Source organism: Corynebacterium sp. HMSC05C01, from assembly GCF_001807155.1.
GTDB classification, from domain to species: domain Bacteria; phylum Actinomycetota; class Actinomycetes; order Mycobacteriales; family Mycobacteriaceae; genus Corynebacterium; species Corynebacterium coyleae.
Genome location: NZ_KV787932.1, coordinates 76,460 through 97,240 on the forward strand (window position 1 = coordinate 76,460; position 20,781 = coordinate 97,240).

General features: G+C 64.5%; 21 protein-coding genes. 14 read left to right on the forward strand and 7 right to left on the reverse strand.

Going from position 1 to position 20,781, the window contains the following annotated elements:
- Positions 1-9: 9 nt before the first annotated feature.
- The 7 genes from dnaJ to pdxY are packed head-to-tail and all read left to right on the forward strand — an operon-like array spanning position 10 to position 6,713.
- A complete protein-coding gene (dnaJ, locus tag HMPREF3145_RS00685; RefSeq protein ID WP_070421345.1) occupies positions 10-1,143 on the forward strand; it encodes a molecular chaperone DnaJ in 1,134 nt (377 codons plus the stop codon).
- Positions 1,140-1,850 (forward strand): 16S rRNA (uracil(1498)-N(3))-methyltransferase, encoded by a 711-nt coding sequence (locus HMPREF3145_RS00690; protein ID WP_070421346.1) that lies wholly within the window; start codon positions 1,140-1,142, stop codon positions 1,848-1,850. Before dnaJ ends, HMPREF3145_RS00690 begins: the two co-directional genes overlap by 4 nt.
- A gap of 11 nt (positions 1,851-1,861) precedes the next feature.
- Positions 1,862-2,884, forward strand: coding sequence for a PhoH family protein (locus tag HMPREF3145_RS00695; RefSeq protein ID WP_070421347.1), 1,023 nt, complete (start codon positions 1,862-1,864; stop codon positions 2,882-2,884).
- The gene (gene ybeY, locus HMPREF3145_RS00700; RefSeq protein WP_070421348.1) at positions 2,881-3,447 is read left to right on the forward strand and encodes an rRNA maturation RNase YbeY; all 567 of its coding nucleotides are present in this window, start codon (positions 2,881-2,883) and stop codon (positions 3,445-3,447) included. The genes HMPREF3145_RS00695 and ybeY overlap by 4 nt, the downstream gene beginning before the upstream one ends.
- The gene (locus HMPREF3145_RS00705; RefSeq protein WP_070421349.1) at positions 3,444-4,757 is read left to right on the forward strand and encodes a hemolysin family protein; all 1,314 of its coding nucleotides are present in this window, start codon (positions 3,444-3,446) and stop codon (positions 4,755-4,757) included. The genes ybeY and HMPREF3145_RS00705 overlap by 4 nt, the downstream gene beginning before the upstream one ends.
- A gap of 30 nt (positions 4,758-4,787) precedes the next feature.
- Positions 4,788-5,852: a 2,3-butanediol dehydrogenase gene (locus HMPREF3145_RS00710; RefSeq protein ID WP_070421350.1), complete on the forward strand. Its 1,065-nt coding sequence runs from the start codon at positions 4,788-4,790 to the stop codon at positions 5,850-5,852.
- Positions 5,853-5,861: 9 nt separating this feature from the next.
- On the forward strand, positions 5,862-6,713 hold the full coding sequence (gene pdxY / locus HMPREF3145_RS00715; protein WP_070421351.1) for a pyridoxal kinase PdxY: 852 nt from the start codon (positions 5,862-5,864) through the stop codon (positions 6,711-6,713).
- A 72-nt stretch (positions 6,714-6,785) separates the two neighbouring features.
- Here pdxY and HMPREF3145_RS00720 read toward each other — a convergent pair whose 3' ends face one another.
- Entirely contained in the window at positions 6,786-7,823 is a 1,038-nt protein-coding gene (locus HMPREF3145_RS00720; protein ID WP_141740763.1) for an HNH endonuclease signature motif containing protein, read from the reverse strand.
- 107 nt (positions 7,824-7,930) lie between these two features.
- On the opposite strand from HMPREF3145_RS00720, the gene era reads away from it, so the two are divergent.
- From era to HMPREF3145_RS00735, 3 genes are read left to right on the forward strand one after another with little or no spacing between them, the layout of a single operon-like run.
- Positions 7,931-8,893 carry a GTPase Era gene (gene era, locus HMPREF3145_RS00725; RefSeq protein WP_210384125.1) on the forward strand — a complete coding sequence of 321 codons (963 nt, stop codon included), beginning with the start codon at positions 7,931-7,933 and terminating at the stop codon, positions 8,891-8,893.
- A complete protein-coding gene (gene recO / locus HMPREF3145_RS00730; protein WP_070421354.1) occupies positions 8,883-9,599 on the forward strand; it encodes a DNA repair protein RecO in 717 nt (238 codons plus the stop codon). Before era ends, recO begins: the two co-directional genes overlap by 11 nt.
- A gap of 9 nt (positions 9,600-9,608) precedes the next feature.
- Positions 9,609-10,334: an isoprenyl transferase gene (locus tag HMPREF3145_RS00735; protein ID WP_070421355.1), complete on the forward strand. Its 726-nt coding sequence runs from the start codon at positions 9,609-9,611 to the stop codon at positions 10,332-10,334.
- Here HMPREF3145_RS00735 and HMPREF3145_RS00740 read toward each other — a convergent pair.
- Together HMPREF3145_RS00740 and HMPREF3145_RS00745 are read right to left on the reverse strand one after the other, a co-directional pair.
- The gene (locus tag HMPREF3145_RS00740; protein WP_070421356.1) at positions 10,331-10,762 is read right to left on the reverse strand and encodes a Fur family transcriptional regulator; all 432 of its coding nucleotides are present in this window, start codon (positions 10,760-10,762) and stop codon (positions 10,331-10,333) included. The genes HMPREF3145_RS00735 and HMPREF3145_RS00740 overlap by 4 nt on opposite strands.
- Positions 10,763-10,836: 74 nt before the next feature.
- The gene (locus tag HMPREF3145_RS00745) at positions 10,837-11,190 is read right to left on the reverse strand and encodes an ArsR/SmtB family transcription factor (RefSeq protein ID WP_070421357.1); all 354 of its coding nucleotides are present in this window, start codon (positions 11,188-11,190) and stop codon (positions 10,837-10,839) included.
- Between the two features lie 164 nt (positions 11,191-11,354).
- Between HMPREF3145_RS00745 and HMPREF3145_RS00750 the strand changes: the two genes are divergently transcribed.
- Genes HMPREF3145_RS00750 through HMPREF3145_RS00760 form a run of 3 tightly spaced genes read left to right on the forward strand, consistent with a single transcriptional unit; the run spans position 11,355 to position 13,680 of the window.
- A complete protein-coding gene (locus tag HMPREF3145_RS00750) occupies positions 11,355-12,737 on the forward strand; it encodes a glycine--tRNA ligase (protein WP_070421399.1) in 1,383 nt (460 codons plus the stop codon).
- The gene (locus HMPREF3145_RS00755; protein WP_070421358.1) at positions 12,737-13,243 is read left to right on the forward strand and encodes a hypothetical protein; all 507 of its coding nucleotides are present in this window, start codon (positions 12,737-12,739) and stop codon (positions 13,241-13,243) included. Before HMPREF3145_RS00750 ends, HMPREF3145_RS00755 begins: the two co-directional genes overlap by 1 nt.
- Positions 13,240-13,680 carry a hypothetical protein gene (locus HMPREF3145_RS00760; RefSeq protein WP_070421359.1) on the forward strand — a complete coding sequence of 147 codons (441 nt, stop codon included), beginning with the start codon at positions 13,240-13,242 and terminating at the stop codon, positions 13,678-13,680. The genes HMPREF3145_RS00755 and HMPREF3145_RS00760 overlap by 4 nt, the downstream gene beginning before the upstream one ends.
- 104 nt (positions 13,681-13,784) lie before the next feature.
- On the opposite strand, the gene HMPREF3145_RS00765 is transcribed toward HMPREF3145_RS00760, so the two are convergent.
- Positions 13,785-15,794 (reverse strand): TPM domain-containing protein, encoded by a 2,010-nt coding sequence (locus HMPREF3145_RS00765; protein ID WP_070421360.1) that lies wholly within the window; start codon positions 15,792-15,794, stop codon positions 13,785-13,787.
- 19 nt (positions 15,795-15,813) lie between these two features.
- Here HMPREF3145_RS00765 and HMPREF3145_RS00770 point away from each other — a divergent pair, with 19 nt between their 5' ends.
- The gene (locus tag HMPREF3145_RS00770; RefSeq protein ID WP_070421361.1) at positions 15,814-17,124 is read left to right on the forward strand and encodes a deoxyguanosinetriphosphate triphosphohydrolase; all 1,311 of its coding nucleotides are present in this window, start codon (positions 15,814-15,816) and stop codon (positions 17,122-17,124) included.
- A gap of 246 nt (positions 17,125-17,370) precedes the next feature.
- Here HMPREF3145_RS00770 and HMPREF3145_RS00775 read toward each other — a convergent pair whose 3' ends face one another.
- The 3 genes from HMPREF3145_RS00775 to HMPREF3145_RS00785 are packed head-to-tail and all read right to left on the reverse strand — an operon-like array spanning position 17,371 to position 20,304.
- Entirely contained in the window at positions 17,371-18,333 is a 963-nt protein-coding gene (locus tag HMPREF3145_RS00775) for an ArsA family ATPase (RefSeq protein WP_070421362.1), read from the reverse strand.
- Positions 18,324-18,581, reverse strand: coding sequence for a cory-CC-star protein (locus tag HMPREF3145_RS00780; protein WP_070421363.1), 258 nt, complete (start codon positions 18,579-18,581; stop codon positions 18,324-18,326). The genes HMPREF3145_RS00775 and HMPREF3145_RS00780 overlap by 10 nt, the downstream gene beginning before the upstream one ends.
- Positions 18,565-20,304, reverse strand: a complete 1,740-nt coding sequence (locus tag HMPREF3145_RS00785; protein WP_070421364.1) for a carbon starvation CstA family protein — start codon at positions 20,302-20,304, stop codon at positions 18,565-18,567. Before HMPREF3145_RS00785 ends, HMPREF3145_RS00780 begins: the two co-directional genes overlap by 17 nt.
- Between the last annotated feature and the right edge of the window lie 477 nt (positions 20,305-20,781).

A 20,781-nucleotide genomic window follows, 5' to 3' on the forward strand; every position in this document is an offset into this window, starting at 1 on the left:
AGGGAAGATATGGCTCGCGATTACTACGGCATCCTCGGCGTGGACAAGGACGCCACCGAGCAGGAAATTAAACGGGCGTACCGCAAGCTCGCACGCAAATACCACCCGGACGTGAACCCGTCCGAGGAAGCTGCCGAGAAGTTCGCGGAGATCGCAGCAGCCCAAGAGGTGCTGCTGGATCCGCAGAAGCGTTCCATCGTGGACCGCGGCGGCGACCCGATGGAGGCCGGCGGCGGCATGGGCGGCGCCGGTTTCGGCGGCGGTGGCCTCGGCGACATTTTCGAGGCGTTCTTCGGCGGCGGCGGTGGTGCTCGCCAGCCGCGCTCGCGCGTGCAGCCGGGCAACGACGCGCTGCTGCGCACCTCGATCACGCTCGCAGAGGCGTTCACGGGCGTGAAGCAGGACGTCACCGTCGATACGGCGGTGCTGTGCGACAAATGCCACGGCTCGGGCTCCAAGTCAGGGGCTAAGCCGGTTACCTGTGACGTATGCCAGGGCCAGGGTGCGGTCCAGGAGATGCAGCAGTCTTTCCTGGGCAATGTGATGACCACCCGCGAGTGCCACAAGTGCCACGGCTTCGGCGAAGTGATCACCGACCCGTGCGCCCAGTGCGCCGGCGACGGCCGCGTGCGCGCCACCCGCGACCTGGTGGTCAACATCCCGGCCGGCATCAATAACGGTATGCGCATCCGCATGGCGGACCAGGGCGAGGTCGGCCACGGCGGCGGTCCCGCCGGCGACCTGTACGTCGAGGTGCACGTCGAGCCGCACCCGGTGTTCGTGCGCGACAACAACGACTTGCACCTGCGCCTGACTGTGCCCATGTATGACGCGGCGCTGGGCACCGAGCTCACCGTGGAGAATCTCACGGGCGATGAGACCCGCATCGAGGTGCCCGCCGGCACCCAGCCGGACGACCGCGTCGTGCTTTCCGGCGAGGGCATGCCGCGCCTGCGCGCCGAAGGTGCCGGCGACATGATCGCGCACATCGAGGTCACCGTGCCCACCGCGCTGTCCAACGAGGAACGCGCTGCACTCGAGGACTTGCGCGCCGGCCACCCGGAGGACCCTAAAGTCCACTCCGAGGGCGGCGAGCACGGCGATGGTTTCTTCTCCCGGATGCGTGATCGTTTCCGCCGATGAGCCTGCCCTATTTTCTTAGTGACGACCCCACCTCCGGCATCATCGAAGGCCCCGAGGCCAAACACGCCCACGTTAAGCGCATCCAGCCGGGTGAGCGCATCATGCTTTTCGACGGCACCGGCAACCAGGCGGAAGTCACCGTCACGCGGGTGGATGCCTCAAGGGTTGAGGGGGTCGTCGATAAGCATGAGTTCGTGGAGCGCCCCACGCCGCGCGTGACGGTCGTGCAGGCGATCCCGAAAAGTGAGCGTGCGGAACTTGCCGTCGACCTGGCAGTCCAAGGCGGGGCGGACGCGATCGTGCCGTGGATTTCGCACCGCACCATTGCGCGCTGGCCGGCGAACAAGCAGGCGAAGCAGGTGGAGAAGTGGCGCTCGCAAGCGCTGGCGAGCGCGAAGCAGGCGCGCCGCGCGTGGGTGCCCGAGATCCACGAGCCGGTGACCACGAACCAGTTGTCCGATCTCCTCCGTGACCCGAGGAACGAGGGTCACGCGCTTGTACTCCACGAGGATGCGACCGTGCCGCTGCGTGAGGTCACCTTCGGCGAGGACGTCTGGCTCATCGTCGGCCCCGAAGGCGGCATCGGGCAAGACGAACTCGAACTGCTCGGCGCGGACGCCGTGAAACTCGGCCCCGAAGTCCTGCGCACCGCAACGGCCGCGTTCGCGGCGCTCAGCGCGATCGGCGCGCTGACAAACCGCTGGTAGGGTAAACGCACATGGAAGAAATGGTGACGCGCAAGGTCGAACTCGACTCGGCGTACGCACAATCCGTCCTCGGCATCAACGACAACAACCTCCAACTACTGGACCGCTATCTGGACGTGAGTTTCCACGCCCGCGGCACCACCTTGTCGGTGCGCGGCACGGCCGCCCACGTGGCGCACGCGCTGCGCGTGGTGGAGGAGCTGGAGTCCATGGCGCGACGCGGCGTGCCGCTTCGCCCTGACACCGTCGTGGAGGCGGTGAAACTCATGGAGATGGAAGCCCCCGGCTCGGTCGCGGACATCCTCGGCGAGGAGATCATTGCGCGGCGCGGCAAGGTTATCCGCCCGAAGACTGCCGGTCAGCGCCGCTATGTGGATGCGATCGACGAGAACACGATCACCTTCGGTATCGGGCCTGCCGGCTCCGGCAAGACGTACCTTGCGGTGGCGAAGGCGGTGCAGGCGCTGCAGAACAAGCAGGTCAAACGCATCATCCTGACGCGTCCCGCCGTAGAGGCCGGTGAGAAACTCGGCTTCCTCCCCGGCACGCTTTCCGACAAGATCGACCCGTACCTGCGCCCGCTGTACGACTCGCTGCGCGACATGATGGACCCAGAGGCCATCCCGAAACTCATCGAGGCCGGCATCATCGAGGTCGCGCCCCTGGCCTACATGCGCGGGCGCACCCTGTCGGACGCGTTCGTCATCCTTGACGAGGCCCAGAACACCACCGGCGCCCAGATGAAAATGTTCCTGACCCGCCTCGGGTTTGGTTCGAAGATGGTGGTCACGGGTGACACCTCTCAGGTGGATCTGCCGCGCGGCACCGTCTCGGGCCTGCGTGTGGCGCGTCGTATCTTGAGCGACATTCCGGACATTTCGTTCCAGGAGATGCGCGCCGACGACGTTGTGCGCCACCACCTGATTTCCCGCATCGTGGCCGCCTACGACCACCACGATGCCCAGAACGCGCTGCGCTACGAAAAGCGGCAGCAGAAGATTGAAGCAGAGCGCGAAGCGGAGGCAGCGCAGTGAGCATTGAAGTCTTAAACGAGTCCGGCGAGGCGGAAGTCAACGAGCAAATGCTTATCGACGTCGCCTCCTACGCCCTACGCACCATGGACGTCCACCCCGACACCGAAGCAACCATCACGCTTGTCGACGAAGCCACCATGGCCGACCTCCACGTCCGCTGGATGGACCTCGAAGGCCCCACCGACGTGATGAGCTTCCCCATGGACGAACTCACCCCGGGTGGGGGACGGCCCGACGCCGACATGCTGGGGCCCGCGATGCTCGGCGACATCATCCTGTGCCCGGCCTACGACCGCAAACAGGCCGAGATGGCCGGCCACGACCTCGCCCACGAAATGGCGCTGCTCACCGTCCACGGCGTGCTGCACCTGCTCGGCTACGACCACATCGAGCCGAAAGACGAGCGGGAAATGTTCGCGCTGCAAAACGAGATCCTCGCCGACTGGTACGACGACCTGGCCCGCCGCGGGGTGGCATACCAGCCGAAGCCGACCGGCCCGCACGCCTTCCCGTCCGCGGCTGACCGCGACGAGCTAGACAAGCTGATGAAGGGCGCCGAGTGACACTGACCATCACCTTCGCAACGATCACCGTCGTTGCGCTACTGCTCTCCGGCCTGCTCGGCTCCGTCGAATCCGCCCTGGCACCCATCTCGCGTGCCCGCGTGGAAGGCATGGTCAAGGATGAGACGCCGGGTGCAGATGCGTTGCTGCGCGTCGTCGAAAATCGCGCGAATCACATCAACACCCTCGTGCTGCTGCGCACCGTCTTAGACGTTATGGCGGCAGTCTCGGCGGCGATGCTGGCCATGGACGTCATCGCGTCAGATGCGTGGGCGATTGCGGTGGCGGTAATCGTCGTCACGCTGCTGCAATTTTCCATCATCGGCGTGTTCGCACGCACCGCCGGCAAACGTAACCCGTACACCATCTCGCTCAAAGCCGCCCAAGGCCTGCACATCTTCCACACCGTGCTCGGACCAGTGGCGAAACTGCTCATCTGGATCGGCAACCTGTTCCACCCCGGCGAAGACTTCCGCAACGGGCCATACGCCACCGAAATCGAACTGCGCGAAATGGTCGAAGTCGCCCAAGAAAAAGGCGTGGTGGAAACCACCGAAGGCCGCATGATCCAAAACATCTTCGACCTCGCCTCCACCACCGCACGCCAAGTCATGGTTCCGCGACCCGAAATGGTGTGGATCGAAGGCGAAAAACTCGCCCGCCAAGCCACCGCACTCATGGTGCGCTCCGGCCACTCGCGCGTGCCCGTTATCGGCGAAAACGTCGACGAAATCATCGGCGTCGCCTACCTCAAAGACATGTTCACCGACCGCGGCGCGCCCGTCGACCCGAACACGCCACTGACCGAGTTGATGCGCCAACCGATGTTCATCCCGGACTCCAAGCCGCTCGACCTGCTGTTGCGCGCGATGCAGCAGCAGAACACCCACATCGCGGTGGTTATCGACGAGTTCGGCAACGTCGCAGGCCTGCTCACCATGGAAGACCTTCTTGAAGAAATCGTCGGCGAAATCACCGACGAATACGACGAAGACGAGGAAGCCCCCATCGAAGAAATCGACGAGCGCGTCTTCCGCGTCCAAGCGCGCCTGCCTCTCGACGACCTCGTGCACTACCTCGCCGACCACCTCGACTACACGCTGGAGTACTCGGAGGAGGTCGTCGACAATGTGGACACCGTCGCCGGCCTGCTGTCGTACGAACTCGGCCGCGTGCCCCTTCCCGGCGCCTCCATCCTGCGCGACGGCATCCGCTACACCGCAGAAGGCGGCCGCGACCGACGCGGACGCATCAAGACCCGCACCGTGCTGGTTGCGGTCGGCGAGGAACCCGAAAACGGGGTATCGTAGCACCTGTAACCAACCGAAAGGAGTTCCACCATGCGAGCAGTTCGCTACTACGGCCAGAAGGACATCCGCGTCGAGGAAATCGACGCCCCGGTTGCAGGCAAGGGAGAGGTGCTCATCGACGTCGCCTGGTGCGGCATCTGCGGCACTGACCTGCACGAGTACCTAGAAGGCCCGATCTTCTGCCCGAAGCCTGGCCATCCGCACCCCATCACCGGTGAGGAGCCGCCGATCACCCTCGGCCACGAGTTCTCCGGCGTTGTTTCGGCGCTCGGCGAGGGTGTCGACGACCTCGAGGTCGGCCAGCACGTTGTCGTCGAGCCGTACGTCCTGCCGGACGACGTCGACCCGAAGGAGCCGGGCCCGTACAACCTCCACCCGGACGTGAACTTCATCGGCCTCGCAGGTGGTGGCGGCGGCCTCTCCGAGAAGATCGCTGTGCAGCGTCGCTGGGTTCACCCGATTTCCAACGATGTTCCGCTCGACGAGGCTGCGCTCATCGAGCCGCTGTCCGTCGCCCACCACGCATTCGTTGCGTCTGAGGCGAAGGAAGGCGACGTCGCCCTCATTGGTGGCGCCGGCCCGATCGGTGTGCTCACCGCAGCTGTGGCGAAGGCATACGGCCTGACCGTCATCGTCTCCGAGCTCTCCGAGCTGCGTCGCCAGAAGGCGCTCGACGCAGGTGTCGCAGACTACGCGATCGACCCGAGCGCAACCGACCTCAAGGCAGAGGTTGACAAGATCACCGACGGCAAGGGTGTCGACGTCGCATTCGAGTGCACCTCCGTCAACGTTGTGCTCGACCAGCTGATCGACTGCCTGAAGCTCAAGGGCACCCTGGTCGTCGAGTCCATCTGGTCGAAGAAGGCCGAGCTGGACATCCACGCGCTCGTGATGAAGGAACTGACCATCCGCGGCATCATCGGCTACGCCCACGATCACCCGCAGACCATCAAGTTGGTGGAGTCCGGCAAGATTGATCTGAAGCCGTTCATCACCGGCAAGATCGGCTTCGACGGTGTCGTCGACGAGGGCTTTGACACCCTGATTAACCGCAACGAGACCGCAGTGAAGATTCTGGTGTCGCCGGAGCTCTAAAATGCTCCTATGAGCAATATTCTCTCGATCCAGTCCGCCGTCGCGTTTGGCCATGTTGGCAACTCGGCGGCGGTCTTTCCTTTGCAGCGCATCGGCCACGAGGTGTGGCCGGTGTATACGGTGAACTACTCCAATCACACGGGTTACGGTGCGTGGGAGGGGCCGATCATTCCGGCCGCCGACGTTGCGGCGGTGCTCAAGGGCATCCGCGACCGCAATGCGTTCCCGCTTATCGACGCCATCCTCACCGGCTACCAGGCCTCCCCGGAAATCGCCGACGTGATCGTCAGCACCGTGCGCGACATCAAGGCTGAAAACCCGGATGCGCTCTATGCGTGCGATCCGGTGATGGGGTCGGCGAAGTCGGGCTGCTTCGTGGCGGATACGATCCCGCCGCTGTTCCGTTCGACGATTGTGCCGGTGGCGGACATCATTACGCCGAACCAGTTCGAGTTGGGCTACCTCACCGAGCGCGACGTCACCGACCTGGATTCGACCCTCGCCGCGGTGGATGCGGCCCGTGAGATGGGCCCGTCGACCGTGCTGGTGACTTCGGTGGAGCGCCCCGAAACGCCCGAGGATGCGATCGAGATGATCGCCGTGGACGACAACGGTAAGTGGATCGTGCGCACCCCGCGCCTGCCGTTTAAGCGCAACGGCTCCGGTGACGTCACCGCAGCGCTGTTCACCGGTCACTACGTGCGCAGCCACGACGCAAAGGACGCGTTGGCAAAGACCGCCTCCTCGGTCTACGACATGCTGCGCCTCACCTTCGAGGCCGAGACCAACGAACTCCAGCTCGTCGAGGCCCAGGAGTTTTACGCCAACCCGCAACTCCAGTTCGAGGTCGAAGCCCTCTAACTCGTTTCAGGCACGCCGACTGGCCCGCCCACCCGGGCGGGTTTTTCGCGTTTTCGGGGCCGGGTGAATCGATTAGTCGAACAGCAGCTCCATCGCCCCCGTCACGGTGGGCACTTCGGTCCCGTTGGGTGCGATCCAGCAGATGCGCCCGTTCGGGTTGTCGATGTGCCCGCGGATCGCCCGCCACCGGTCGTCGTCGTTGACTCCGTTGTGGTAGGCGCACAGTTGCGCCAGGTTGTCTATGTTGGTCATCCCGCCGTGTTTCCAGGCGTGCATGTGGTGGGTTTGGGTGGTTTCGGCGGAATGCCTGCAGTCGGGGAAGGCGCAACGTGGCGACATCAACTTCGACATCGTCCGCTGCTTCCCATTCGCAAGCCGCTGCGTCCGGTACAGGTTCACCGCACCTTTCTGCGGGTGGAAAGCGGCCACCTCGAGCACGTCGCCAAACTCGTGGGTGAGAAACTCGGCGCCGGTCATCGTGGTGCCGTCGGTAAGTACAAGTTCGACGTCGTCGCCGCAGCCGTCCATGATGCGGGTGTAGGCCTGGATCGGCACCAAAATCATCGGCCGCAGCGCCGCGCGCGGCACCCCGCCGCCCTCGCGCAACAGGCGGAACAGTGAGCCGGCCATCTGCTCCGCAGCAGGCCGATCCTCATCGACCATCGAGCGCAGCGTGTGCTCCAAATCCGCCAAGTCGCGCTCGTTGTACGTCAGCGTCATGGTACGCATGCCCTCACGCGAGCGCGTGAACCGGCAGGAGGGTTTGGGGGCGGTCACGGGGACGTCGATAAGCCTGCTGATGCGCTTCGACAACGAGCGAAACGAACCACGATGCCGCACCAGATCCAACCGGATGCGCCACCGCTCAGCAGCCGAGCCCACCACAACCAACTTCTTCTCGATGAGCACCAACTGGTCGATCGGCAACCCCTCCGCCAACGCCAGCGCATCAGCCTGCTTGCGCGTGAACTTGGTCGGGCCATAGTACGTATCGAAGACGCGGGCGAGGTCGCGCGCTCGTGTCGTCGATAAGCCAGCTGCAACTGCGGCCTCCCGAGAAAACCCGGCGAGCATCCCCACGCCCGCGGAACAAAACTCAATAAAATCCATGCATCAGACGCTAGAAACCCACTGCAACCCCCACAAGACCCCGCAAAAAATCTGTGGATAACTCCCACACCACCGAAAAAGTTATCCACAACGGTAGGATGCGCACCATGATTGATTTCCCGGACAACCTGCCAGAAGACGCGATCGCGAACGGCGGTTTCACAAACACGCCGGACGGGTTCAAGTCGGGCTTTGTCAGCTTCGTCGGGCGGCCGAACACCGGCAAGTCCACGCTGACCAACGCGCTGGTGGGGGAGAAGATCGCCATCATGGCCGACCAGCCGGAGACGACTCGCCACCCGATCCGCGGCGTGATCAACCGTGACGGTGCGCAGGTCATTGTGGTGGACACGCCGGGGATTCACCGCCCGCGCACGCTGCTGGGCGAGCGCCTCAACGACATTGTCAAGGACACGTTCGCGGACGTGGACGTCATCGGCTTTACCGTGCCGGCGGACGAGAAGATCGGCCCCGGTGATCGCTTCATCCTCGACGAGATCCGCAAAACGAAGCCGAACACGCCGATCGTGGGCATCGTGACCAAACTGGACAAGACCGGCAAGGACACCGTCGGCGAGCGCCTGCTCGAACTGCACGACCTGCTCGGGCCTGACAGCGAGGTCGTGCCGGTCTCTGCAACCGCGGGTGTGCAGACGGACACGCTGCTGGACATCTTGATCGAGCATCTGCCGGAGGGTCCGCGTTTCTACCCGGAGGGCCACACCACGGACGAGGATGTAGAGACGCGTATCGCCGAGTTGATCCGTGAGGAGGCACTGCGCGGTCTTCGCGACGAGCTCCCGCACTCCGTCGCCGTCCAAATCGACGAAATGCATCCGGACCCGAACAACCCGGAGCGCACCATGATCTACGCGGTGCTGTACCTGGAGCGCCCGGGCCAGAAGCGCATCATTGAGGGCCCGGACGGGCGGCGCTTAAGCGGCATTGTGCACCGCGCGCGCAAGCAGATCATCGACCTGGTCGGCCAGAACATCTACCTGGACGTGCGCGTGAAAATCCTGAAGAACTGGCAGCAGGATCCGAAGGCGTTGGGCCGACTTGGCTTCTAGGCCGTCGTGGCGCGATCGCGCCTTTGTGGTGCGCACTTACGATTTCGGTGAGGCGGATCGCGTCGTTGTGCTGCTGACCCGCAACCATGGTTTGGTGCGTGGGGTGGCGAAAGGTGTGCGCAAGGTGAAAAGTCGCTTCGGCTCGCGCTTGCAGCCGTTTGTGGATGTGGATGTGCAGGTGTATCCGGGCAGAGGCTTATCGACGATCACCGGCGCCGACACCGTCACCTACTTCGGCGCCCGCATCATCGACGACTTCGACCGCTACGCCGCCGCCTGCGCCGTCATGGAGGTCGCCGAGAAGCTCTCCTACGACCAGGGTGATCCGGAACTGTTCGCGCTTGTGCAGGAGGCGCTAACCAACCTGCAGACCGACCAGCACCCGACGCTGGTGCTCGACGCGTTTATGCTCAAGGCCACCGAGCACGCCGGCTGGGGTTTAAGCCTGTTTAACTGCGCGAACTGCCAGGCCCCGGGCCCGCACAAGGCGTTCAACGCCACCGTCGGCGGGGCGGTGTGTAACAACTGCCGGCCCACCGGCTCGATGGATGTGGATCCGGAGACGCTGCACGATATGTGGTTGTTGCGGGGTGGGTACGGGGTGTCGTCGATACGCGTTGCGCAGATTCACCGCGCGACCGTGGCGCATGTGCAGCACAACCTTGAGGCCGGGCTGAAGAGCCTGAAGATCATGGGGCAGGCATAATGAACGCCCATGGGCGCACCGAAGATTGACAAGAAGTTCATCCCGAAACACATCGCACTGGTGATGGACGGCAACGGCCGCTGGGCGCAGCAACGGGGCTTGAAGCGCACGGAGGGGCACAAGGTGGGCGAGGAGAAGCTCATGGATGCCGTCGACGCCTGCATCGAACTTGGTGGGGTGGAGTGGCTGTCCGCCTACGCGTTTTCTACGGAGAATTGGAAGCGCTCGCCGAGCGAGGTGCATTTTTTGATGAACTTCACCCGCGATGTGCTGCGCCGTCAGCGCGATGAGTTGCACGCGAAGAACGTGCGCGTGGTGTGGTGCGGGCGCCGCCCGAAGCTGTGGGGCAGCGTGATCGAGGAGCTTGAGGTCGCCGAGGAGCTCACGAAGCACAACACGGGGCTCACCCTTGCGATGTGCGTCAATTACGGCGGTCGCGCCGAACTCACCGACGCGGTGCAGGCGCTTATCGACGACCGCGTGCGCCACGTCGACGAAAAAACCATCCAACGCTACCTGTACCGCGCCGACATGCCTGACGTGGACCTGTTTTTGCGCCCGTCGGGGGAGCAGCGCACCTCAAACTTCCTGCTGTGGCAGTCGGCGTACGCGGAGATGGTGTACCAGGACGTGCTGTTCCCGGACTTTACTAAGCAGGACCTGTGGGACGCGGTGCTGGAGTACGCGAAGCGTGACCGGCGCTTTGGCGGCGCGGTAGATAAGTTCGATAGCTAGCGTTTGGCCTGGCAGTCGCGGCACACGCCGTAGATTTCGGCGTCGTGGCCGACGAGTTCGTAGCCGTAGTGCTTCGCCATCACCTCGGCCCATCTTTCTACCGGGCCGCCTTCGATTTCCTCGCTGCGCCCGCATTTGGAGCACAGGAGGTGATGGTGGTGGTGGTCGGCGAGACAGTCGCGGTAGAGCGTTTCGCCTTCGGGGGAGTAAAGCACGTCCACCGCGTCGACGTCCGCGAGGGATTGCAGCGTGCGGTAGACGGTGGTCAGTCCTACGGACTCGCCTTGTTCGGTGAGGATCTCGTGGATGGTCTGTGCGGAGGCGAATTTGTCTAAGCCACGCAGCGTATCGACGACCGCCGCGCGCTGCTTAGTCATCCTCGGGCCAAGCTTCGGGACCGGACGCGTGCTGTGTGGGCGGTGTTTCATACCGGGCCAGCTTAGCCGGGATGGCGCTCGACTGAGACGAGGCCTAGCCGGATCTTGCCTAGTGCTGATTCGGGCTAGTCCTGGCCCGGCACCGACGTGCGCCGGGTTGTGTCAGCGGCCGGCGCGTAGAACTCGCAGGCATGGTCTACGAGCGCGTGGATAATCCGGATCACGGTGGGGTTGGCAAGTTCGTAGGCGACTTCGCGGCCGCAGCGTTTGGCGGCGACTAGGCCTTCGTTGCGAAGCACCCGCAAATGCTGCGACACCAGCGGCTGCGACTTCCCCAAAATCCCCACCAACTCATGGACCGCGCGCTGTGAATCGTGCAGCAGCAGCAAAATCCGAAGACGCATCTCCGAATCCAGCACTCGGATCAGTGCGGCAGTGTGGTCTAACTCCTCCGGCGAAAAGCGAAGGTCGTCACGCATGGGCGGCCCCTTTCGACGACAGTCCTACACAGTTGTCACACAGTTTACTCGAAGCAGGCGTAAAGGTGGGACTTATGTCCAAAGGGTCGTCTGCGTCGTCGCAAAGTGAAACGGCTAGACTGATCGACGTATTTTGGCAACCGTATTACACGCAGGAGATTGTGATGCCCGCATCCAAGATCGAAACCGTCGTCAACCTCTGCAAACGCCGTGGTTTGGTGTACCCCGCAGGTGAGATTTACGGCGGAACACGCTCCGCGTGGGACTACGGCCCACTCGGCGTCGAGCTGAAAGAAAATCTCAAGCGCCAGTGGTGGAAGCACATGGTGACCTCCCGCCCCGACACCGTCGGCGTCGACACCTCTATCATCCTGCCCACCCGCGTGTGGGAAGCCTCCGGTCACGTCGAGGTGTTCACCGACCCGCTCGTTGAGTCGCTCTACACCAACAAGCGCTACCGCGCCGACCACCTGATCGAAGCCTACGAGGAGAAGCACGGCCACCCGCCAGCAAACGGGCTCGCCGACATCAACGACCCGGAGACCGGCCAGCCTGGCAACTGGACCGAGCCGAAGGAATTCTCCGGCCTGATGAAGACCTACCTCGGCCCCGTCGACGACAAGGAAGGCCTGCACTACCTGCGCCCGGAGACTGCGCAGGGCATCTTCGTTAACTTCAAAAACGTGATGACGTCCGCGCGCCTCAAGCCGCCGTTCGGCATCGCCAACATTGGCAAGTCGTTCCGCAACGAAATCACCCCGGGCAACTTCATTTTCCGCACCCGCGAGTTCGAGCAAATGGAGATGGAATTCTTCGTCAAGCCAGGCGAGGACGAAACCTGGCACGAGTACTGGATTGAAAACCGCTTCAACTGGTACGTCGACCTGGGCATCAACCCGGAGAACCTGCGCCTGTACGAGCACCCGCAGGAGAAGCTGTCGCACTACTCCAAGCGCACCGTGGACATCGAGTACGCGTTCGGCTTCACCGGCTCCAAGTGGGGCGAACTCGAAGGCGTGGCCAACCGTACGGATTACGATCTGAAGACCCACTCCGAGGCGTCCGGCGAGGACCTGTCGTACTACGACCAGCAGAACGAGGAGCGTTGGATCCCGTACTGCATCGAGCCGGCCGCTGGCCTGGGCCGCGCCATGATGGCATTTCTTATCGACGCCTACGATGAAGAAGAAGCACCCAACGCCAAGGGCGGCACCGACACCCGCGTCGTGCTGCGCCTGGACCGTCGCCTCGCGCCGGTGAAGGTTGCCGTGCTGCCACTGTCGAAGAAGCCGGAACTCGCCGGCCCCGCCGAGGAGTTGGCTACCAAGCTGCGTCAGTACTGGAACGTGGACTTTGACACCTCGGGTGCGATTGGTCGTCGTTACCGTCGCCAGGACGAGACCGGCACCCCGTTCTGCGTCACCTACGACTTTGACACCCTTGAGGACAACGCTGTGACCGTTCGCGAGCGCGACACGATGGAGCAGGAGCGCGTGCCTCTCGACGAGCTGGAGGCCTACCTGGCCGCCCGCCTGATCGGCTGCTAATGCACTACGTCAGCTGGGATCGCACGGACCGCGACGCGCCGAAGTTGCTCGCCGAGGACGGACCCGAGGTGTTGGGTGTGTTCTCGCACGACCGCGCCATTGTGGGCGGCGAGGAGTGGCAGTTGGTGTCGCACCCCGAATCGGGTGCGGTAGCGACGCGCCGCGGCGAGGAGATCGTGCGCACGTCGAACAGTTTGAAGCGCGCGAAGCGCATCGACCTGGTCATCGAGGGCCACGCCTACGCGTTCGTCCCGGAGACCTCCAAGAACTGGGTGGTCGAGGATGCGAGCGGCGAGAAGGTTGCCCAGTTCACCCAGGACCATAACGGTGTGCGCAAGGCGATCCTCGAGTTCGAGGGCGAGACCGACCTGCCGCCCACCCAGGTTGCCGGCCTTGCGTGGTTGACCCGCGAGGTGCTTGAGGCCCGCAAGATGGTCAATTCGACCGCGCTGATCAGCACTTTGGTGTTCTTGTCGCTGTTCATCGTTGTGGTGGCGTTGCTGTGATTTGGCAGGGCGCCACGCTTCTCGACGACTCCCGCACCCGCGCCACCGCCACCGACGACACCATCACTGTCGGTGGGGCATTGCCGAGCGCCGTGCTGCGCATCACTGCGGGCAGCGCGCGCCGGTTTAAGGCCGTCGATGCGGATACGGGCGGGGAGTATGTTCTGCGCAAGGCTGGGTTTACGGTGGCGCGCTACACCGCGGATTGCGACGGGCGCCGCTACACCCTGAACCGCACCGGCCTGCACCGCGAGATCCGCGACGCCGCCGGAACCCTCGTCGCCGTGACCCGCGGGAAGGCCTCGGGCGACCTCCACGTCGACATCAAGGCCGGTGTTGACGCTGCGGTCGAAGCCGACCTGCCCATGGAGGATCTTGTCTTCATGACGTGGGCGCTGACCTTCGTGGACACGCCCACGCGCCGCACCCGCATTTAGCGCTGCACTAACTAGCGCTGCGCGCCTCGCTCCCATGCGAGCGCCAGCACAGCGGCTGCGGCGCCACGCACAGCGCCAGGCGCCCGACCTAGCAGTCGTGCCGCCTAGAACGTGCCGCCGCGGTTGGAGGGGCGCCCGCCGGAGAAGCCCCCGCCGCCACCACCTCCAAAGCCGCCGCCGCCTCCCCCGAAGCCACCCCCGCCGCCTCCACCACCGGAGAGCAGCGTGCCCCACAGCACCGCCCTGGCCAGGGAGTCGGCGGTTTCGCGGTTGCGGGCCGCTTGGTAGCGGCGGATATCGTCGTTAGCGGCCTGCTCGGCGCGGCGGGCGGTGTCGGTGGCGGTGCGGGCGGCGTCGATAGCTGTACGCGTATCGCGCACACGCAGCTGGATCGCTTGGGCGTGCTGGCGCTTAGCCTCGGCGAGCAAGGTGCGGGCGTGCGAGCCGATGATGCGGCCACGGGAGCGGATTAAGTCTTCGGCGCGCTGGATCTGCGCGGTGCAGACCTGCATTTGTTGGTCGAACAGTTGCAGGGCGCGGGCTTGGTCGCCGGCGACGCCGCGGGCACGGTCGAGGGCGTCGTCGATTTCGGCGTCCATGTTCGCCAGTTCCTCGTAGAGGGCAAGCGGGTCGGTGTCGGCGCGGTTGCCCATTGCGTCGAGCATGCGCTGGGCCTTGGCGGAAACCGCGTTCAAAGAGGCGACGTCGATACGCGCGCCCTGCTCACGGGAGCCCTTGACGGTTTCGATGTCGCGGAGTTCGGCGCGGATTTCGTCGATAAGCGCTGGCAAATTGGTTTTCGCCGCCCGGATGTTCTCTTCGGCGTGTTCGATGGCGTTGAGGTTGGTGTCGGAGACCTCCACGGCGTGCGAGGCAGCCGCGAGCGTGTCCAGGAGTGCGCCTTGGCGGCCGGCGGGTTGGGCGGCGAGGCTGCGGGCGTCGTTAAGCGCCTTTTCGGCTTCGTCGAGGGAGGCCTGCGCAACATCGACGTTGTCCACTATCGACGACAACATCTCCACCGCATACGCCTCCCGCAGTTGCGCAAGGGTGGCGCGGGCGGGCTCGAGGCGCGCGCGGATGTCCACGGTGCGGGCGAGGATCTTGTCTACCTCTTCGGGCGCGCGCATGAGGACGCCGCGCATGTCGTTGAACTCGGCGGTTTTGTCGCGAAGCGCCTGTTCAGCCTTGCCCGACGATGAGATGATGTCGAGGAGCATGGCGCGTTTTTCGGGTTCGGTTTCGGGGATGGCGTCGTAAAGTTTCTGGTGCGTGGAAAACGCGCGCTGCAGGGTGCGGGTGGCGTCGTTCATGGCGGAGGTGAACGGGCGGACGCGCTCGGCGCCGAATTCGGAGGTGGCCAGTTTCAGCTCCTCCTTGCCTTGCGTGATGGACTCGTCGGCGGACACGAGCGCGTCGCGCGCGACCTCCTCCAGGGTCGCGGTGGGCAGGCGGCCGAGCGAGTCAGTATCCGCCGGGTCGAGCGCCTTCGCAGACGCGATCTGCTTGGCCTGCTGCTTGCGCGAACCCTTGCGTGTTGCCGCGTACATGCCACCGCCGGCAAGCGCCGCGACACCGAGGCCGCCTGCGACCCAGCCAGCGCCCGCGCCATCGCTATTGCTTGACGACGACGACCCATCGACCGACTCAACCGCATTCAGCGCCGCCTGCGACCAATTGTGCTGGCTTAGCTGGGCGTAGGCGGCGTCGTTCATCCGGTCGATCTCGGCCTGGGTCCATTCTTCGCCACCGCCGACGTTGTAGGCGCGCTCGTCGGGGGAAATCACCAGCACGGCGGTGTTGGAACCGTTCGCGGCGACGGCCTGGTCGACCCAGTCGGACGGGCTGATGCCGCCAAAGGTACGCAGGAACACCACACGCACCGACTTACCCTGGGACTGGCTGACCTGCTGGATCGCCTGTTCAATCTCGGCGCGCTCGTTATCGGTGAGCACGCCGGCGTCGTCGGTCACAGGCTTGGTTAAAAGCCCTGGCTGGACGGTGGTTTCCGTGGCCACGCCTTGCGCAAGCGCGGGCGTTTCGGCAAAACCTGAGGCGGGCGCTGCGAGAAACAGCATGCCGCCGACGGCGAGGACGCGAAGGTAACGGCTAGTCATGCGACTAGGGTAGCGCTTCGTGTACGCCTATAACGCCGACGATACGAAACGCCGCACCGCCGAGGGTCCGAAGGGGGCGCAGCTTGCGCCGGATTCGCGGGGTGCGTTTGCGCGTGACCGGGCCCGTGTGTTGCATTCGGCGGCGCTTCGTCGATTAGCGGACAAGACCCAGGTTGTTGGCCCGCGCGACGGTGACACTCCGCGCACGCGCCTGACGCACTCGCTGGAGGTCGCCCAGATTTCGCGCGGCATCGGCGAGGGCCTCGGCCTGAACCCCGACCTGTGCGAGATGGCCGGCCTCACCCACGACATCGGCCACCCGCCCTACGGTCACAACGGCGAAGTCGCGCTCAACGAGGTCGCGCCCGACGGCTTCGAGGGCAATGCGCAGACGTTGCGCATCCTGTCGCGCCTTGAGCCCAAAGTGCTTATCGACGACCACTCTTACGGCCTCAACCTCACCCGCGCCTCCTTAGATGCCGCCGTGAAATACCCCGTGACCCGCACCAACCCCGACGGCACCCTAAACCGGAAGTACTCCGCCTACGACGAGGATGCGGCGGTGCTTGCGTGGGCGCGCGAAGGCCACACCGACGACATGCCACCGATGGAGGCACAGGTGATGGACTTTTCCGACGACATCGCCTACTCCGTCCACGACGTCGAAGACGGCATCGTCTCCGGGCGCGTCTCCCTGCAGGTGTTGTGGGACTTCGTCGAACTCGCCGCCCTTGCCGAGAAGGGTGCCGCCGCCTTTGGTGGCGACGCCGACTCACTCGTCGACGCCGCCGACCGCCTCCGCGCCCTTCCCGCCATCGCAGCCGCCGCCGACTTCGACTACACCCTGTCCTCTTGGGTTCGCCTGAAGGGGCTGACGTCGCAGTTGGTGGGACGCTACATCGGCGGCGTGACCAAGGCGACCCTCGACGGGAACCTAGGCACCGACGCTGCTGCCGGCGCGGGCGCGGGCGGCGCGGGCGGCGTGGGCGCCGGTTCGGGCCTGATGGGGCGCCAGCACGGCCGCCTCATCGTTCCTCCCGACGTCGAGGCCGAAGTCCGCCTGCTCAAAACCGTCGCGGTGCTCTACGTCATGGACGTGCCCGCCCATCTCGCGCGTCAGGACCGTCAGCGCGACCGGATTTACCGCGTCCATGAGTACCTGCGCGCCGGCGCCCCGGGCACCCTGGACACGATGTTCCGTGCCTGGTTCGAAGCGGCCGACACCGACGCCGAGCGCGAGCGCGTGATCATCGACCAAATCGCCTCCATGACCGAGTCTCGCCTCGAGCGCACCGCGAAGAAAGCCAGCGCCTTCGAGGGCTTCTACTAGGCCCGCGGCCGTTGCGTCTTGCCGCAGGTTGTGCAGTGGACGGGACGGCACATAGGGGCTCCTCTCGCTCGCAGATATTGCGAGTGAGCCTATACCGCGCCGAGGTGGAATACGGCGAAAAGTGAGCTTAGGAGCAAACCCGAACTCAGCTGGCCAGATGAAAAAGGGCTTCGAAGCGAGTTCGGGTTTGCCCCTAAGCTGCCAATCGGACACCTTCCACTCCTCGGAGCGGGGGCTTGGGAGAGGCTACAGGCGCTCGGCGATGTCGGCGAGCGCGGCGCGGGTGCCGATCTCCCCGGGCAGCCACGGCAGTTCCACGCGCGGCACGTTGGGGAGTTTCGCGTCCAGAAGAGCCAGCGCTTCGTCTTCCACGGCGCGCCGGGCGGCCAAGAACTCGCCAGCGCTCGAGCCAGCGCCAGCCCCAGCAGTGCCGGCGGGGCTGCGGCGATTGACGACGAGGCCGGAGACGCGGATGTGGTGGTGGGTGAGGTCGTCGTAAAGTTCGGTGCTCTCGAGGACCGGAAGCCGCTCGGCGGTGAGCACGATGGTGAACGTGCAGGCGGCCGGGTCGGTGAGGATGTCGCGCAGGCGCTCAAACTTGCGACGCCGCCGTAACAGCGTGGTGCGGATCTGCTGGTTGCGGCGCTGCACCGGGTCCTCGTCCGCGCCGCCGAGGCCACGCAGGGCGCGGGAGAACTTGTCGGACTGTTCGCGGCGCTGCATCAGCCCGCCGGTGTATGCCGCCATCAACTCCGGCAGAGCGAGTAGGCGGGAGGTGTGGCCGGAGGGGGCGGTGTCGAAAATGATGTGGTCTACGCCTTGGGTGTCCACAAGTTCCGCCACGCGTTCCAGCATCGCCGCCTCGTGCATGCCGGGGGAGTTGCGCGACAGGTCCAGGTGGCGGCGGATTTCGGGGTGCATGCGCTCCGGCATCATTGCCCGCATGGACTGCTCGACTTCGGCGAGGTGGCGTTCGGTGGTGGTGGCGGGGTCGAGTTCGACGACGCTCAAGCCGGGTTCGAGTTCGGTCGGCGTGTCGGAGAGCGATACGGACCAGATGTGGCCGAGGTTGTGCGCCGGGTCGGTGGACACCAGCAGCACGCGCCGGCCAGTTTCGGCGAGGCGCACCGCGGTGGCGGCCGACACGGTGGTTTTGCCCACGCCGCCTTTGCCGCCGAAGAACATTACGGGTGCGGGTTCTAGCAGCATCGCACGCCGTCCAAGGGGGAGTGGGACATGCCCATGCGGGTGTGCCAGGCGTGGAATTCGTCGTAAAGCAATGGCATGAGCTCAAGGGTGTAAAAGGAGGCGGGGTTGGGGATGCCAAGCGTTTCGGAGGCGACGAGCAGCGTGAACAGGTCGTCTTCTTCGCGGGCGGCGCGGGCAAATTCTCGACGATAGGGTGCCTTGTAGAACTCGTCCAGGCCGGCCGCGAAGGCTTTAAAGCGCTCGAGCATCTGCAGCGTCCGCGTCAGCGCCGGCGGCAGCGTGTTCGCCGGGCATGGTTTCGTCGTCACGCCAGATCACTGCGGGCTCGCGGCGTGCCTTCGAGATCGCCGTGAACGCTTCGACGATGACCCAGATTGCGCAGCAGATGATGATCACGTCGAGGACGAGTAGCAGCCAGTTGCCGGAGTTGTAGAACGTGCGCACCTGCAGCACGGCAGCCCACAGGGACATGACGGTGACGAAGACTAGCGGGACGAGCACCGGCCAGGAGGGGCGACGCAGTTTGGTCAGCATGATCGCCACGATGGACAAGGTCAGGCCGGCCATGAGCTGGTTGGTGGTGCCGAACAGTGGCCAGATGAGCATGCCGCCGGAACCGTCGATGCCCATGGAGAATGTCAGGCCGAGTGCGCAGCCGACCGCGATGATGGTGGCGATGAGGCCGGAAAGTTTGAAGCCCATCAGGTCGCCGATTTCAGTGACGACGAAGCGCTGCAGGCGGATACCGGAGTCCATGGTGGTGGCGGCGAAGAGGACGGCCATCGTCGCCAAGATTGTTCCGGACAGGGACTGCGGGATGCCCAGGCCTTCGTTCATCAGTGCGCCGCCGCCTTGGATGAAGGCGTCCACGCCGCCGGCGTTCCATTCGTTGTAAACGTTTTCCCAATCCGTGATGGTGTTGAATCCGGCGGTCGTCGCAACGATGGTGCCCAGTGCGAGCAGGCCTTCGCCGACGGCGCCGAAGTAGCCGACGAAGCGCACGTCGGTTTCCTTATCGATCTGCTTCGACGACGTACCCGAGGACACAATGCCGTGGAAGCCCGAGATCGCACCGCAGGCGATGGTGACAAACAGGAGCGGGAAGATGCCGGGGGTGCCGTCGGGGACGGTGTCGCGAAGTGTCGGAGCGACAACCTCTGGGCGGACGACGAAGAACGAGCCGTACAGAATGATCAGGCCGACGAACAGTTGCAGGCCGTTGATGTAGTCACGCGGCTGCAGCAGCACCCACACCGGCAGCAGGGAGGCGATGAAGGCGTAGAGGAACAGGAAGATGATCCACCAGCCGCGGTCAGGGATGCCCAGCATGACTTCGGGCAGGGCGAGTGGCATGCGGTCGCCGAGGATCATCAGGCCGTAGAGAGCCGCCACGCCGACGAAGGACACCAGCGGCAAGTTCCAGTTCAAGCGGTAGATCGCCTGGCCGATCAGCAAGGCGACCAGGATCGCGCCCCAGGTCGGGATGACGGCGGTTGGGGTGGAGATCAGCAGGTTGGAGATCACGACCGCGAAGGCCGTGTTGACCATGAGCAGCAGCAGGAAGATCACGATGAGGAACAGGTTGCGTCCGCGCGCGCCGATGTAGCGCCCGGACAGTGTGCCAATGGAGTGCCCGCGGTGGCGTTGCGACGCCCACAGCGCCCCCATGTCATGCATCCCCGCAAAGAACACCGTGCCGAGCGTCACCCAGAGGAACGCCGGCACCCACCCCCAAATCACGGCGACGGCCGGGCCGATGATCGGTGCTGCGCCCGCCACGGAGGTGAAGTGGTGGCCCCACAGGACGTATTTGTTGGTGGGGACGTAGTCCACGCCGTCTTCCATGGTGTGGGCGGGCGTAGAGTAGGCGTCCGAGAGTTGGTACACCTTTTTGCCCAGGAACTTTGAGTACAGCAGGTAGCCGGCGGCCATCATCGCGAGGCCGACGAGCACTAGGATGAGCGAGCTCATGGGCGTCCTCCATTCGTGTCGTGGTTCACAGTTTGCGAATTATGACACACAGCACACTCTTAATTTTCCATTTGGGGTGTTTTTATGCGCTGTTTTACGTGAGCAGGATGTCTGATACCCCTCGACTTCCGCGCGATGACCGCATAAGTTTGCGTAGTAGAACTTTGCTAGCTGTGTCGAAAGGCGAAGGCGTTTGTTTGATCACGTGGAACGAATGATTCGAGCGTTTCCTTGGATGCTCTCGCTTTCCCTGGACGACCGAGAGGCGTGCGTGCGTGACCTTCGAGAAGCGTTTACTTCGGAAGACCCCAGCCTGCTGGCAGCCGAGTTCACAGCATGGAAGGAAACTGCAACTGCTATAGCCGAGGGGATTGATTGCAAAGAGCTGGAGTGGCTCGACCCGTCAGATGACGCGTGCGTGGTTACGCGACCAGCGTGACCCCTTCGTCCTCAAACACTGCGCGCATTTTGCTTGTC